The sequence below is a fragment of the Paenibacillus sp. SJS-P3 genome, assembly GCF_056711585.1.
The window spans coordinates 1,564,295-1,578,236 of record NZ_CM160043.1 but is presented as its reverse complement, the minus strand read 5'-3'; the positions used below and the strand labels follow the sequence as shown (position 1 = coordinate 1,578,236).

The following is a 13,942-nucleotide window of genomic DNA, read 5'->3' as shown; positions in this document are numbered from 1 at the left end:
TCTTGCCTATTTCAGGGCAAAAGAAAAGGCCGCCTGGCGGCAGCCTCTTCATTTGCAGGTTACTCGTTGCTTTCTCGGCCTTTTCCGATCGCGATCCAGTTGATGCTGCCGGCCGGCACCGGACCTATGCGGGTACGGACGATCGTAAGGACGGCACGTTCCCTCTCCTTGGCCTTGATTGCCGCATAGCAATACGGATGGTCCGCATTCGCGGTAAGGGCATAGGAGGCATCCTCGAACGGCTCGCTGAAGGCCACTTCAAGTTCAAGCTGATCGTCCCGGTCGTCGAAAGCGAATACCGTCAGCCCGAACTGCTGGTTGAGATTGCTGCTTTTACGTGATTGAGTCGGCTCCGGAATCGGTACAGCCGGATGCGTCAGCTGACGGAGCACTTCTGCGGCAAGATGCGCTATCGTCACGCTGCCTTCGGCCAGCTGCCCGCTTCCTATGCTCGACGGCGCGATATGCTCTGACGTCACGCTGCTTGCGGCCAATTGCTCGCCGCCTATGCTCGACGGCGCGATATGCTCTGACGTCACGCTGCTTGCGGCCAATTGCTCGCCGCCTACGCTCGACGGCGCGATATGCTCGCCGCTTACGCTGCAGGCGGCCAAATGCAAGCTGGTCACGCTCTCCTCAGCCAATTGGACGGAATTCACGCTGCCAGGCGCCAATTGACGGCCGGTTATGCTTTGCTCCTGGACTAGATTTCCATTTATGCTCGAAAAGGCAAAATGCTTGCTGGACACACTTCCTGCCGCCAAGTGCTCGCCGCCCACACTTCCTGACGCCAAATGCTCGCTTCCTACGCTCGACGGCAAAATATGATCTCCACTCACGCTGCCGGCAGCCAAATGCGCGCTGGTCACGCTCTCTTCCGCAAGCTGGACCGAGTTCACGCTGCTCGGAGCCAAGTGGCGGCCGGTAACGCTTTGTTCCAAGAGCATGCTGCCCGTTATGCTCGACGCCGCAATATGCTCGCCTTTCACGCTGCCTGCGGCAAGCTGCTGACTTCCCACACTGGTCGGCGCGATATGCTCCGACGTCACGCTGCCTGCTGCCAGCTGCCCGCTTCCCACGCTCGACGCCGCGATATGCTCCGACGTCACGCTGCCTGCGGCCAGCTGCTGACTTCCCACACTGGTCGGCGCGATATGCTCCGACGTCACGCTTCCAGTGGCCAGCTGCCCGCTCCCCACGCTCGCAGGCGCGATATGCTCGGACGTCACGCTTCCAGTGGCCAGTTGCCCGCTTCCCACGCTCGACGCCGCGATATGCTCCGACGTCACGCTTCCAGTGGCCAGCTGCCCGCTTCCCACGCTCGACGGCGCGATATGCTCCGACGTCACGCTTCCAGTGGCCAGTTGGCCGCTTCCCACGCTCGCCGGCGCGATATGCTCCGACGTCACGCTTCCAGTGGCCAGCTGCCCACTCCCCACGCTCGACGGCGCGATATGCTCCGACGTCACGCTTCCAGTGGCCAGCTGCCCGCTCCCCACGCTCGCCGCCGCGATATGCTCCGACGTCACGCTGCCTGCTGCCAGCTGCCCGCTCCCCACGCTCGACGGCGCGATATGCTCCGACGTCACGCTTCCAGTGGCCAGCTGCCCGCTCCCCACGCTCGCCGCCGCGATATGCTCCGACGTCACGCTTCCAGTGGCCAGCTGCCCGCTCCCCACGCTCGACGGCGCGATATGTTCCGACGTCACGCTTCCAGTGGCCAGCTGCCCGCTCCCCACGCTCGCCGCCGCGATATGCTCCGACGTCACGCTTCCAGTGGCCAGCTGCCCGCTCCCCACGCTCGCCGCTGCAATATGCTCGCCTTTCACGCTCTCTGCGGCCAGCTGCTCGCTGCCGACACTGCTGGCTGCCAAGTGCGGGCTCTTCACGCTTTCCTGCGCCAGCTGAACCGAGCTCACGCTGCCCGGCAGCAAATGGCGGCCGGCGACGCTATGATGTGCAAGCTGGCTGCCTGTAATGCTGAGTGGCGCGATATGCTCGCTTCCAATGCTTGACGGCGCGATATGCTCTCCTGCCACGCTGCCGGCAGCGAGCTGCCCGCTTCCGACGCTTGACAGCGCGATATGCTCGCTGCTTACGCTCCCGGAAGCCAAATGCAAGCCGGTCACGCTGTCTTCCGCCAGCTGCAGCGAATCCACGCTGCCCGGCGCCAAGTTGAGGCCGGTGATGCTTTGCCGCGCAATCAGGTTCCCCGTAATGCTCTCCTGGACCACATGCTCGCCGTCTACGCTGGCTCGGGCGATATGCCTGCTCTCCACGCTGCCCGCGACCAAATGCCTGCTCCCGACGGCCGAAGCCGCGATATGCCCGCCATTCACGCTGCCTGCTGCCAACTGCCCGCTGCCTACGCTTGAAGGCGCGATATGCTCGCTTCCCACGCTGTCTTCGGCCAGCTGGCCGCTGCCGATGCTCGAAGGCGCGATATGCCCGCTTCCCACGCTGCCGATGGCCAGATGGCCGCTGCCGATGCTCGAAGGCGCGATATGCTCGCCGCCGACGCTGCTTGCCGCCAAATGCGCGGAGCCGATGGAACGGGCTCGAACATGCCGGGCTTCCACGCTGCCTTCATGCAGCTGCTCCGCTCCGATCGCTCCCGCCGAAATATGGTAGCCGAGCAGCGAAGCCGGCTTGAAATGTTTGCCCGCCAGCGTCTCCAGCCCGACATGGAAGCCGCTCACGGCGCCGCCTTCGATATGTTCGGACTGAATTGCGCCCTCCTTCACATGAGAAGCATCGATGCTTGCCGGAGCGATCTGCTCCTCTCCTACCGAATGTCGGGCAAGATGCTCCTGTCTGACGCTGCTCAGCTCCAAATGCTCGGAGGCGACAGCGCCAGGGGAGATATGGGCCGACTCGACCGCCAGCTCCCTGAGTTCCCTGGAGCTGACAGCTCCTGCCTGAAGCTGCTCCTGCCCTACCGTTCCTGCAGCCAGATGCTCCTGACGGATGGATTCCGGCGCCAGATGGATAGAACGGATGAGCTGCGGCGTCAAGTGCAGCCCAAGGATGCTTTCCTGAGCGATGTGGACGCTCTGCACCGCTTCCGGGGCGATCGCTGCGGCGTTGATGCTGTTCGCTTCCAAATGCCTTTCCTTCACGGCCTGGTCGGCCAGGGCATCCGAATCGATAAGGCCGCCTGCGAGATGAATGGATGTTACCGCCCCGGCACGAAGCTGCGAGCTGCCGACGGATGCATCCTGGATATGATCGGCTCCGACGGAGGATGTCTTCAAATGGCTGCTTCCAACGGAGCTGTCGGCCAGCTTCGACTCGGTCACGCTTCCCGGCGCGAGTTTGGATTCGGTTACGGAAAACTCCGTCAGCTTATCGGATGTTACCGACTCCGGAGACAGCTTGAGCGAGTTCACCATATAATCGGCCAAATGCCTTGCGGTCACGGCTCCTTCGGCCAGCGCCCGGCCACTCACCGAGCTGTCGGCCAGCTTCTCCTGGCTCACGGAGCCGTCCGCAAGGGACGCTGTCCGGATCGAGCCTTCGGCAATGTGCCTGGCGTCGATGCTTCGGTCCGCCAGATGTCTTCCCGCGATCTGGGCTTCGCCAACCGCCTCCGACGTCACCGCGGACGGCCCGATCTGGCGGGCGCGGACGGAACCGGGCGCAAGATGGCTGAATCCGATGCTGTCGTCGGAGACATGGCGGCTTCGCACGCTTTCGGCGGTCAGATGCTCCGGTCCGACGGAATCCTCGGCCAGCTTGGACCGGATGACGGAAGCATTCCCGAGCTGCTTCGCCGTCACGGAGTCGTCCTTCAGATGCCCGGTTCCGACGCTGTTTCCGGCGATCTTCTCTTCCGTCACCGCATCGTCAGCCAGATGCTCTCCGAGGATCGAGCCGTCTTTCACATGGAAAGAAGCGATTGATTCAGCGGTCAGATGGCGTTCCGACACGCTTCCGGAAGCCAGCTTGGAGCCGTCCACCGCATCGGATGCCAGATGCTTCCTGGATACCGCCTGATCCGCGATCTTGGACTTGCTTACGCTTTGGTCAGCCAGTTTGGACGACGTGACGGCATGATCGGCAAGCTTGATCGTCGTGACCGAGTCCGGCTGCAAGTTCACGGAGCCGACGCCAGCATCCGCCAAATGGACGGACGACACCGCTCCCGGCGAGATATGGTCTCCGGCAACGGCGAAGGGCTGGATATGCTCGGGACCGACCGCATTCGGCTCCAGCGCGTCGGAGCCGACCGCTTGATCCGCCAATTCCCTGGAACCGACGGCTCCCGCAGCCAGATGCCTTCCTTCCAGGGATGCATCGGCGACATGAGTACCCTCCACGCTCTGTGGAGCCAGATGGCTGCCCCCGATGGAAGAAGGGGCGACATGGGAGGCGTTCACCGCTTCCTCTGCCAGCTTGGATGAAGTAACCGCGCCGTCTCGAAGCTTCGATTCCGTGACGGATTCGGCCGCAAGCTTGGCGTTGTCCACGGCTTCATTCGCCAGCGCAGGCGTATCGACGGACTCCACGGCAAAATGGATCGATTGGATCGATGATTCCGCCAGCAGCTCTCCGGAGAAGGCTCCCGCCTTTAAATGCCGCGCCTCCAGGCTTCCTTCGGCGATCTTGTCGCCGACGATGGAGCGGTTCGCCAGCTTGTCGGAACCGATGCTGCCGGAGCGGAGCTTGGCTCCCGAGATGCCTCCGTCCGCTATGATCGCTCCGGAGACGGCTCCATCAGCCAGATGCTCGCGCAGCACCGTTTTATTGGCGATTTTGTCCGATGTGACGGCTCCGTCCCGGAGCTTGGCGTTGTCTACGGCGGCATCCGCGATAGCCTCCGAGCTTACCGATCCCCGCTGCAGCTTGCTGCGGGACACCGACGCCGGCGCCAGCTTGGCTTCGTTCACGGAACCGTCGGCCAAATCGGAGGCATAAACGATCGGGGCTGAGCTTCCGCTTCTCCGCCGCTCGGCCAGCCGCTGGTCCGCAGGGGCGGCCGTTTCCTCGCTGGTGGCAGGAGCAGGCGCTGCTTCCTTCGACTGTGCCCGAGCCTCCGGCTGTTCCGTCTCCTCCGAGTCACCGGGCTTGCGCACGCTCTCCGATTGTTCGGCCTTCTCCGGGATCACCGGCATGGCTGCCTTCCCCGACAGCTCGCTCTTCTCCGGCAGATCCGTCTCCGACTTCTCCAGCCCATTCGAGTGAAGAGGCTCTGTATTCAGATCCTTTTCTTCCTGAATGAGCGCGCTATGCCCGCTGGCCTGCGCCGTTTTCCCGCCCTTGCCTTCCTCCCCCTCATTGAGCCAGTTGATTTCCGATATCGAGGAATCTTCAACGAAGAACACTTTTCTGGCCTTCGGCCTTTTCCCTTTTCTGCTGTTCGCCATAACCTCTGTCCACTCCTTGTTGCCCGGCTTCATTATCGCTACTATATGCAGAATGCTTGGGCTTTTGACTCCATATGGGACAGCTGTTCGCAAAAAAAAGGCAGGCTGCGGCAATTATCCGGCTCTTCCCCGAGCATTGCGGCTCCTCATGAAAAGGAGGATCAGCATGCCTTTATGCGGATGGCTGCAGGCGAATCGAGTCCATTTCCCATCTGATCCAACCGGTGGAGCCAGCTTTTCGCGGTTAGCCCTGCAATAAAGAACAAAAAAAGGAATCCGGGGTTTCCCGAATTCCTTTTTGGACTCCGCGCTGCCGCAATCCAGCCGCCGCTCGGAGTGTTCATTTCGCATCTGGAATCAAGCTAAGCCTTGTCCAGCGACAGCTCGTACGTCAAAAAAACCGTGTCGAGCTCATACCCTGCCTGTTCGTAAAGAGACCTTGCCGCCGCATTGCTTGCAGCGGTCGAGAGCTGGACCGACTTGGCCTCTCCCGCGGCCGCGTAGTCTCTGGCCGCCTGCAGCAGCAGCTTGGCCGCCCCTCGCCCGCGCCATTCGGCACGCACGTACAAGTCGTTCAGGATCCATGCTCTCCTCATGGATACCGAAGAAAACACCGGATACAGCTGAGCGAACCCGATCGGAGCGCCTTCTGCCGCTGCGGCGAACAGGACCGATTCTCCGCGGACGAGCCTTTCCTGCAGGAACAGGCGCGCCCCTTCCTCATCGGAAGACTGGCCGTAAAAGATCCGGTACTGGTCGAACAACGGAGCGATGGCGTCGGCCTCGGCTGCATCGCATCGGCTGACAATAATGGAATACATTTTCCTATTCATCTTGGTTCCGCCTCCAGAAGCCTTTTCCCTACTATAAGGCGACTGAGCACGCACAGCCCATGGAGGAAGGCGACAAGAATTTGGACTTTTGATTGCCTTACGCCTTCGGCTGGAAGCCCTCTTCCTGCAAATATTCCTCCGCTTCCTCGAACGTCTCGAATGCCATCTCCAGGCTCATGCCGGCATACAAATACCAGAGATCGTCCTCGCTCCTCAGCTCCAGCTCATCGCCGTCAGGGCTTACCCAGGCCGTCCTCGCCATGCGGCGCTTGCGGGCGGCCCTGCTTTGGCCGGGCTCGCGCGCAGGTCCGGACGGCGGCGCGGACAAGGATTCGATCGACGCGGCCGCAAGCTCCCGCAGCTGCTCTTCGTTCAGGTCGCGGATGCTTGCATACCCTTTGTCATCGGTTTCGTATCCCTTCAGCAGACCGGCGTAGATATATCCGCTTCCGTTCGGATGCAGCCGGTATCCGACGGTTTTCTTCTCATGCTGGCTTCCTTCAAAATGGAAGTTCACCCGTCCCATCGACACGTCATTGCGCGTCAGCTCGGGGAACGAGGATAGGATGTCTAGCTTTTCTTGGAACGATAACATGTGAAACCTCCGGTAATGGGATTGTACTGTGCATTATAGCATAAGATGCCGGCTGCCGGCCTTGCAAGCCTGTCCGAAGCGCTGTGTCCGTGATAGAATGGAATGTTGCCGCTATATGAGATGGTCTCGTCATTCGAACAATCTTCTAAAGCAGGCCAGGAGAGGGGAGCGACAATGAACATCAGCGATTACAGTCTGGACAGGCTGGCGTCAGGAACGCCGAGACAGCGCTCGGCGGCTGCCGCGCTGCGCGAGCTGGATCTCTTCGCCATTCTGGAGGAATATACTCCCGTGCTTGCCGGCACGGTTCCTATCGACGTGGACATCCCCTCGAGCGATCTCGATGTCATATGCGAAGCAGGCGACCTGGAACGGTTTCTGCGAGAGACGGAAGCGAATTTCGCTCATTTGGATGGATACTCTTCACAAAGGCATCTCTCTCAAGGGCTGCCGTCCGTCGCCGTTTCCTTCCGCTGGAAGGATTGGGCGGTCGAGCTGTTCGCGCAGCCTCGCGAGGCTGTCCGGCAAAACGCTTTCCGCCATATGGTTGCGGAAGGCAGGCTTCTGGAGCTGTCCGGAGCCGAAGCCCGCTCGGCCATCCGGAGGCTGAAGGAGCAGGGCATGAAAACAGAGCCGGCATTTGCTTGCCGCTTCCGTCTCAGCGGCGATCCTTATGCCCGGCTGCTGGAGCTGGCGGATGCAGGCGACGAGGAGCTGCAGGCGATTGTCGAGGCAGGGATGGATTGGGGTCTTGAAGGAAGCCTTGAGAAGCAGAAAATGGTGGAGAAGACCGAGGAGTATGTGCGGGAACAGCTGAAGCACGACTTCAGCGGCCACGACTGGTTCCATATCAGCCGGGTCGCCAGGACGGCCGATGTCATCGGAGAGGAGGAGAACGCCAACCGCTTCGTCTGCAGGCTGGCAGCGCTGCTGCATGACCTGGCGGACGACAAGCTGCGGGATGGAGAGGAAGCCGGACTTCGGGAGGTCAGAGAATGGCTTGAACGCCTTCAAGCCGACGATGGCACGATCGCCGCCACGCTGGAAATCATTTCGACGATTTCCTACAAGGGGGGCGGAAGGCCGCCCATGGCGACCCTCGAGGGGCAGGTTGTCCAGGATGCGGACAGGCTGGACGCGATCGGAGCCATCGGCATCGCCCGCGTGTTCGCCTATTCCGGCGCAGTAGGCAGGCCCGTCCATGATCCCAGCTTCTCTCCGCGGGCTGCCTTGACGCCCGAGGAATACCGCGGCCGCGACGGAACGGCGATCGCGCATTTTTATGAGAAGCTGCTGAAGCTGAAGGACGGCATGAACACGGCGGCAGGCCGCCGTTTGGCCGCGGAGCGCCATGCCTTCATGCTGGATTACCTGGAGCAGTTCTACGGGGAGTGGGACGGCAGTCGTTAAGAGAACAAGCGCAGCCCAGGTCAGAGAAAAGAGAGCCGCCGGACTTCCGGCGGCTCTCTTCAGGCTGCGTGCGTGTCGACCGGATGCTCCCTTCCAGCCTGGGTCCGCAAATCAGTTCCCGTGCCGGGAGCCTGGACATGCCGTTCACAGCCTTTGTACCTCGTTCCTTGGTAAGTCAGCTCTCCGACGTCTCCGACGACGGCCAATCCGAACTCGTCCGCAGGCATTCTCAGCTCCACACGGCCGCCGTCTACGAATTCGAAGGCTTCCGATTAAGATGACAAAACGATGACGATAAATACAGGCCGAACGAGTCCATAAAAGAGAAAGTCGGATTGGGACCGGACTGTCCTCCCGCTTAGAGACACCTCCCTCCATATTCCTATCCGATCTTGTCCGATCTGCCGGTTAGTTCCTGTCCTGTTCAGACTTCTCCTTGCCGGCTCAGCTCATGCATGCCGCCAGGCGCCGTTCAAGCGCGTTCCCGCTTCAGAATGGAGAAGACGGCCGCGTCGACGAACATTCCTTTTTCGAAGAAATAATCCCTGAGCAAGCCTTCTTCCTTGAGGCCGCATTTCTCCAGCAGCCTGCGGGAGCCGGCATTATCCGGATCAATGAACGCCTCCGCGCGGTTCAAGCCCATCGCGCCGAAGCCGAACTCCAGAATGGCGGACACAGCCTCTGTCATATAACCCTGCTGCCAGCAGCGGGGATGCAGCTCATAGCCGATCTCGGCGCGGCAGTGATCCCGCCTCCAGTTATGGTATCCGCATGTTCCCATGAGCCGGTCTTCGCCTTTGAGGGTGACAGCCCAGCGGAGGGCGGCGCCGCTGTCGATCCGCTCATTGAAGCGGCTGATCAGCGCCTCCGCCTGGCTCAGCTCCGTGAACGATTCCAGATTGTAAAACTTCGTCACTTCATCCAGCGAGAAATAAGCGTACATATCCTCTGCATCCGACGAACGCAGCCGGCGAAGTGCAAGCCTTGGGGTTTCGAGTTCTGCGAATAGTGAGGCTGCCGTCTTCATTTGACCATCCTTTCATCTGATGAGGTCGATTCTATCGTATAAGAATATAAAGATTGGAATAATATGTCAATATGATTCCGTTATCTTCTTTGCGTAAAAATAAAAAAGGACGCCCTCAGGCGTCCGCTAGCGATCGATCAACTGATCAGGCTGATCAGGCTTCTGAATTCCAGCTCTTCGAACTTCTTCTCCACGAGCGCGCGATTGACGGACCAGCAGCAGTCGTCCATCGCCAGGGCGACGGGAGCCTCGCAGTGGATCGTCGCGAGCCGCCGGGATAGATGAAGCATGTCCAGGTCGGCCTCGATCTTGGCCCGGACCGTCTTGGACAGCAGCTCCAGGCTCGCCAGAATGCCGTCTACCGAACCATGCTCCTGAACGAGCTTGTGGGCGGTCTTCTCGCCGATGCCCTTCACCCCGGGATAATTGTCGCTTGCATCGCCCATGAGGCCCTTCACGTCGATGATTTGCGCCGGCGTCAGCCCGCGCTCCTCCAGCAGCGTCTGAGGCGTATAGACCATATAATTGCCGTGGCCCTTCTTCATGATGACGACCGACACCTTCTCGTCCACCAGCTGCAGCATGTCGTGGTCCCCGGTCAGCACGAACACCTCGTGCTCCCGGCCGTGCAGCTTGGCCAGCGTGCCGATGCAATCATCCGCCTCGAAGCCGGGAGCGCCGATGTTCGGCACGCCGAAGCTCGCCACGACCTCCTTGACGAGATCGAACTGCGGAATCAGGTCATCCGGCGCATCCGGCCGGTTGGCCTTGTACAGCGCGAACTCACCCGTGCGGAACGTGGTGCTCCCAAGATCCCAGCAGCAAGCGACATGGGTGGGCTGGAACTTGCGCACGGCATCCATGAAATATCGGACGAAGCCATGCACCGCGTTGACCGGCAGGCCGGAGCTCGTGCGCCGGACGCTGCCGCCGTAAGCGGTGGCAAAGTAAGCCCGGAATAAAATCGCCATCCCGTCGACGAGCAGCAGCCGCGAACCCGCCTCCTCCTGCATAACGGGCGGTTCCTCATTCCATGTGAATAAATCCATTCCTTATCTCCCCTCTCCCAAGCCCTGCTTTTTCAGCCAGGCTCCGATTCTCTCCGCCGCCTCTCCCAGACGGTCTGCGCTCTCGACGAGCGCGATCCGGACATAACCCTCTCCCTCGCGGCCGAACGCGTCGCCGGGCACGACGGCTACGCCCGCATCCTGCAGCAGCTGCCGGGCAAACCGGCGGCTGCTCCAAGCCGCAGCGCCTGCTGCCGGCTGAGGCACGGCCGCCCACAGGAACATCGTCGCATCCGGCTTCGGGACGCTCCAGCCCGCCCTTGACAGCGCCTCGGCGAACCGGTCGCGGCGCTCCTCGTAGACGTCGCGGAATCCGGCATAACCGGGGTCGTCCATCGCCTCGCGCAGAGCTGCCGAAGCCGCCTCCTGAACGGCGGGAAATACGCCGTAGTCGATGTTCGCCTTGAGCTCCTTGAGAGCTCCCACGGCAGCGGCGTTGCCCGCCATGAAGCCGATGCGGCAGCCTGCCATATGGAAGCTCTTGGACATCGAGTGGAATTCGACGGCGATTTCCTTCGCGCCTGGAATCGTCAGAACGCTGAAGGGACGGTAATCGCCGTATCCCATTTCCGAATAGGCCAGATCGAGGACGAGCAGCGTCCGATGCCTGCGCGCCTTGTCCACGAGCCGCTCCAGCACGTCCAGCCCCGCCGCGGTCCCGATCGGGTTGCCTGGCAGGCCGACAAGCACGAAGCGCGCCTGGTCCCAAATCTCGTCAGAGAGCAGATCGGGATCAGGCAAGAACCCTCCCTCTGCTCTCAGCGGCAGGAAGGCAGCCTCCACTCCCGCCACCGCAAGCGAAGCGGCGTAGATAGGATAGCCGGGATCCGGCACGATCGCCGTGTCGCCGGGATTGCAGATCGCCGTCGCCAGATGCGCCAGCCCGTCCTGGGAACCCATCAGCGTCACGATCTCCGTCTCCGGATCCACCTCCGTCCCGAACCGATGGCGCAGCCACTCAGCCGCCGTCCGGCGGAATTCGATGCTCCCCTCGGACGACGGATACCGGTACGCCCCCGGCCGCAGTGCCGCTTCGCTGAGAGCTTGGCGGACCGCAGCGCTCGGAGGCAGATCCGGGCTGCCGATGCTGAGGTCGATCACGTCCAGCCCGGCTTCGGAGGCTTCCTGCCTCCACCGGGCCACTTCGCTGAAGATCGACGAGCCGAGCCGGTCCAGCTTGTCCGAGCGCCAGCCGCTACTCATGCCAGGCAGCCTTGTACGACTCCGGCTTGTAGCCTACGGTGACCTTCTCTCCGTCCGTGGCGATCGGCCGCTTGATCAGCCTTCCGTTCGAGGACAGCAGCTCCAGCTGCTCCTCCTCGCTCATGGCCCCAAGCTTGTCCTTGAGCCCAAGCTCCTTGTAGACTTCGCCGGAGGTGTTGAAAAACTTCTTCAACTCAAGCCCGCTCTTCTTGACCAGGGAGCGAAGCTCCTCCTTCGAGGGCGGCGTCTCGAAGACGGGAATCCGCCTCACGCTGCGGCCGGCAGCCTCCAAGTCCTTGAAGGCAGAGCGGCAGGTGCCGCATTTGCTGTATTCGTACAGGATCATTTCCTTTTTGTCGCTCATCTTGTCCGTCCTTCTCCTTCATCATGTCTTTGCCCGCCGTCCTGCCGCAGCAGCCGCTCCAGCCGCTCCAGATCAGGCGGCAGCGGCGCCGTGAATGTCATCTCTTCCCCTGTCATGGGATGCTCGAAGGAGAGCATCTCCGCATGCAGCGCCTGCCGTCCGGCTGCTTCCTCCCAGCTGCCGATGCCCGCTCCTGCCGCGGCCGGGCCGTACATGAGGTCTCCGATCAGCGGACAGCCGATCCAGCCCATATGGACCCGGATCTGATGCGTCCTTCCCGTCTCCAGCCGCAGCCGGACTTTGGCCGCTCGTCCGCCGTAGCCGGCCAGCGTCTCGTAACGGGTAGCGGAAGCATAACCGGACGGGGTCACGATCCGATGGTGAGGAGAGTCCGGATCCCGGTCGATCGGCGCGTCGATGCGGGCGGCCGGAATCTCCGGCACTCCGTACGTATAGGCCGCATATTGCTTGCGGATGCGCCCGTCCCCGTGCTGCTCGGACAGCTGCTGATGCACATAAGGGTTTTTGGCGAGCAGCACGAGACCCGACGTATCCTCGTCGAGGCGATGCACCGGCCTGAACCTTACGTTCTCGCCCGCTTGCTGCCAGTGGTGCACGGCCGCGTTGGCCAGCGTATTCGTATAATGGCCGTGGGTCGGATGCACGACCATGCCTGCCGGCTTGCTGACGAGCAGCACCCATTTGTCCTCGAACACGATCTCCAGGGGCAGATCCTGCGGGAGGATATCCTCCGAACGCTCCTGCTCCATGCGGATTTCCGCGATGTCCCCGGATCGCACCGGGTCGCCGGAATAGGCGCGGACGCCGTTGATCATAAGCCCCTGCTCGGTCAGCTTGAGCCGGGAGAGCAGCTTGCGGGAGACGCCGAGCCGCCGCTCAAGCAGCTTGCTCAGCCTCCAGCCGTCCTCCTGCTCTCCGGCCTCGATCCGGATCGGCTCATAATAACCGAATGGGGGGGCGATTCCTTGCGAATACCGTTCCGAAGTTCTAGCGGTCACCACGAAATACATCCGCTCCCCGCACATATTCGGCATCGGCCGTTCCCGTCCGGAAGTTCGCCGCCCGCGAAGCCGCGAAGAAGTAATCCGAAAGCCTGTTCAAGTACTGCAGGACGCCCGGATTGATTTCCTTTGCCGCAGCCAGCGCCGCCGTCCGCCTCTCCGCCCTGCGGCTTACAGTCCGGCATACATGAAGCGCAGATGCAGCTGCTGTCCCGCCCGGCAGGATGAACCTTCTCAGCGGAGGCGTCTCGGAGCTAAGCGCGTCGATCCAGCCCTCCAGCTTCAGCGACATCGTCTCCGACACCTTGAGCTGCTCCGGCTTGGGGGCGGCATAGCTGAGATCGGAGCCGCAGTCGAACAGCTCGTGCTGGATCTCCTCGAGCTGCTCCGTCAGGTCGTCCAGCCGCGGATCGCGAGCCGTTTCCGCCCGGGCTGCCCCCGTGAAGGCATTAAGCTCGTCAATCGTCCCGTACGCTTCTACCCGGGCGTCATGCTTGTCGGCCCTGCCCCCGATTAACGAGGTCTGACCGGAATCGCCGGTTCTTGTATAGAGCTTCATCGCCAGCCTCCTGCACTCAATAGGTTAGGTTCCATTATACCATACCGGGCAGCTTCCTCTCATTCTCCGGCTGCTTCCAGCTTAAGGTCGAACGGCGGCCTTGAATCTTCAATCCGAGTCTCCCTTGAAGCTCTCATCGACAAAAGAAGAGACGGATGCATGCAAAAAACCCGCTCCGGCAGCGCCGGAGCGGGTGGATCGATGGGATCAGCTCAGCTGGAAATGGAGAAACTCGTTGATCTTCAAATCCAGCCTCTGGCTTGCCGCCAAAAGCTCCTCGGACTGAAAGCCCGATCTATCCTCATAGATGGTTTCCATCTCTTTGCGAAGCGCGTCGATTTCTTCCGAGAGACTTCTCAAAAGCGGGGACCAGTCGGGAACATTTCGTAATCTTGGCTTCGCTTCTGCCGCTGATAGACAATCCATGCCTGCCGCCATTCTGACATCCCTCCCCGCTTGCAATTGCAATCTTTTTCAATCCGGAATGCCGTTCGCT

12 protein-coding genes are annotated in these 13,942 nt (G+C 61.5%); 1 reads left to right on the top strand and 11 read right to left on the bottom strand.

The window, feature by feature from the left end; all coding sequences use genetic code 11:
• Positions 1-59 precede the first annotated feature (59 nt).
• The 3 genes from AC06G8_RS07205 to AC06G8_RS07195 form a co-directional block, all read right to left on the bottom strand.
• On the bottom strand, positions 60-5,366 hold the full coding sequence (locus tag AC06G8_RS07205) for a WIAG-tail domain (protein WP_480284855.1): 5,307 nt from the start codon (positions 5,364-5,366) through the stop codon (positions 60-62).
• A 362-nt stretch (positions 5,367-5,728) separates the two neighbouring features.
• Positions 5,729-6,199, bottom strand: coding sequence for a GNAT family N-acetyltransferase (locus tag AC06G8_RS07200; protein WP_447662206.1), 471 nt, complete (start codon positions 6,197-6,199; stop codon positions 5,729-5,731).
• Between the two features lie 97 nt (positions 6,200-6,296).
• Positions 6,297-6,794 (bottom strand): hypothetical protein, encoded by a 498-nt coding sequence (locus AC06G8_RS07195; RefSeq protein WP_447662207.1) that lies wholly within the window; start codon positions 6,792-6,794, stop codon positions 6,297-6,299.
• Between the two features lie 174 nt (positions 6,795-6,968).
• On the opposite strand from AC06G8_RS07195, the gene AC06G8_RS07190 reads away from it, so the two are divergent.
• Entirely contained in the window at positions 6,969-8,204 is a 1,236-nt protein-coding gene (locus AC06G8_RS07190; RefSeq protein WP_480284854.1) for a DUF4269 domain-containing protein, read from the top strand.
• A 59-nt stretch (positions 8,205-8,263) separates the two neighbouring features.
• Here the strand turns inward: AC06G8_RS07190 and AC06G8_RS07185 are convergent, their stop codons facing one another.
• The 8 genes from AC06G8_RS07185 to AC06G8_RS07150 all read right to left on the bottom strand — a co-directional run bounded on the left by AC06G8_RS07185 (position 8,264) and on the right by AC06G8_RS07150 (position 13,884).
• Positions 8,264-8,443, bottom strand: coding sequence for a hypothetical protein (locus AC06G8_RS07185; RefSeq protein ID WP_480284853.1), 180 nt, complete (start codon positions 8,441-8,443; stop codon positions 8,264-8,266).
• 233 nt (positions 8,444-8,676) lie between these two features.
• The gene (locus AC06G8_RS07180; RefSeq protein ID WP_480284852.1) at positions 8,677-9,231 is read right to left on the bottom strand and encodes a GNAT family N-acetyltransferase; all 555 of its coding nucleotides are present in this window, start codon (positions 9,229-9,231) and stop codon (positions 8,677-8,679) included.
• 137 nt (positions 9,232-9,368) lie between these two features.
• On the bottom strand, positions 9,369-10,244 hold the full coding sequence (locus tag AC06G8_RS07175) for a 5'-3' exonuclease (RefSeq protein ID WP_447662268.1): 876 nt from the start codon (positions 10,242-10,244) through the stop codon (positions 9,369-9,371).
• Positions 10,245-10,283: 39 nt separating this feature from the next.
• Positions 10,284-11,501 carry an aminotransferase class I/II-fold pyridoxal phosphate-dependent enzyme gene (locus AC06G8_RS07170; RefSeq protein ID WP_480284851.1) on the bottom strand — a complete coding sequence of 406 codons (1,218 nt, stop codon included), beginning with the start codon at positions 11,499-11,501 and terminating at the stop codon, positions 10,284-10,286.
• Positions 11,494-11,865 (bottom strand): arsenate reductase family protein, encoded by a 372-nt coding sequence (locus AC06G8_RS07165; RefSeq protein WP_447662211.1) that lies wholly within the window; start codon positions 11,863-11,865, stop codon positions 11,494-11,496. The genes AC06G8_RS07170 and AC06G8_RS07165 overlap by 8 nt, the downstream gene beginning before the upstream one ends.
• On the bottom strand, positions 11,862-12,887 hold the full coding sequence (locus AC06G8_RS07160) for an RluA family pseudouridine synthase (RefSeq protein WP_480284850.1): 1,026 nt from the start codon (positions 12,885-12,887) through the stop codon (positions 11,862-11,864). Before AC06G8_RS07160 ends, AC06G8_RS07165 begins: the two co-directional genes overlap by 4 nt.
• The gene (locus AC06G8_RS07155; protein ID WP_447662213.1) at positions 12,874-13,446 is read right to left on the bottom strand and encodes a cob(I)yrinic acid a,c-diamide adenosyltransferase; all 573 of its coding nucleotides are present in this window, start codon (positions 13,444-13,446) and stop codon (positions 12,874-12,876) included. Before AC06G8_RS07155 ends, AC06G8_RS07160 begins: the two co-directional genes overlap by 14 nt.
• A 207-nt stretch (positions 13,447-13,653) precedes the next feature.
• Positions 13,654-13,884 (bottom strand): Spo0E family sporulation regulatory protein-aspartic acid phosphatase, encoded by a 231-nt coding sequence (locus AC06G8_RS07150; RefSeq protein WP_480284849.1) that lies wholly within the window; start codon positions 13,882-13,884, stop codon positions 13,654-13,656.
• Positions 13,885-13,942: the final 58 nt, after the last annotated feature.